A 1,151-nucleotide genomic window follows, 5' to 3' on the forward strand; every position below is an offset into this window, starting at 1 on the left:
CCGAACCGCGACACCCTGAGCATCAAACTCTTTTATCAGTTGGATCATGTCGGCGGTGTCGCGGCCAAGACGGTCGAGCTTCTTCACCAGAATGACATCACCTTCCTCCACCTTCATCCTCAGCAAATCCAGCCCTTCCCGATCTGTTGAACTGCCGGATGCCTTGTCGGTAAAGAGGCACTGTTGCAAAGTTAGCGATGAGGCAGCCTTTTGTCTTATTCAAAGGCCTTACATTTCAAAAACTCTGCTTACCAGGCGCATTTCGCCCAGGGGATCACCATAATAAAATGCTGAGGCCTGGCCTTTGCGTAGTGCACGCATCACCTCAATACCTTTGATGGTGGCGTAAGCCGTCTTCATGGATTTAAATCCCAGCGTGGCGCCGATTATCCGTTTCAGTTTGCCATGATCGCATTCAATCACGTTGTTCCGGTACTTAATCTGTCGGTGTTCAACGTCAGACGGGCACCGGCCTTCGCGTTTGAGCAGAGCAAGCGCGCGACCATAGGCGGGCGCTTTATCCGTGTTGATGAATCGCGGGATCTGCCACTTCTTCACGTTGTTGAGGATTTTACCCAGAAACCGGTATGCAGCTTTGCTGTTACGACGGGAGGAGAGATAAAAATCGACAGTGCGGCCCCGGCTGTCGACGGCCCGGTACAGATACGCCCAGCGGCCATTGACCTTCACGTAGGTTTCATCCATGTGCCACGGGCAAAGATCGGAAGGGTTACGCCAGTACCAGCGCAGCCGTTTTTCCATTTCAGGCGCATAACGCTGAACCCAGCGGTAAATCGTGGAGTGATCGACATTCACTCCGCGTTCAGCCAGCATCTCCTGCAGCTCACGGTAACTGATGCCGTATTTGCAGTACCAGCGTACGGCCCACAGAATGATGTCACGCTGAAAATGCCGGCCTTTGAATGGGTTCATGTGCAGCTCCATCAGCAAAAGGGGATGATAAGTTTATCACCACCGACTATTTGCAACAGTGCCTTTTTCTAAATACATTCAAATATGTATCCGCTCATGAGACAATAACCCTGATAAATGCTTCAATAATATTGAAAAATGACTTCTTAACGTGAGTTTTCGTTCCACTGAGCGTCAGACCCCGTATAGTGTTTTGCAGTTTAGAGGAGATATCGGGA

2 protein-coding genes are annotated in these 1,151 nt (G+C 50.5%); both read right to left on the bottom strand.

Annotated elements, in window-relative coordinates; all coding sequences use genetic code 11:
• A partial coding sequence (locus ABD259_RS25605; protein WP_425573580.1) for a recombinase family protein occupies positions 1–189 on the bottom strand: 189 nt, incomplete at its 3' end.
• 39 nt (positions 190–228) lie between these two features.
• Entirely contained in the window at positions 229–933 is a 705-nt protein-coding gene (locus ABD259_RS25610) for an IS6-like element IS26 family transposase (RefSeq protein ID WP_001067855.1), read from the bottom strand.
• Between the last annotated feature and the right edge of the window lie 218 nt (positions 934–1,151).

This window comes from Nocardiopsis rhodophaea, assembly GCF_039530945.1.
Classification (GTDB): Bacteria; Actinomycetota; Actinomycetes; order Streptosporangiales; family Streptosporangiaceae; genus Nocardiopsis_C; species Nocardiopsis_C rhodophaea.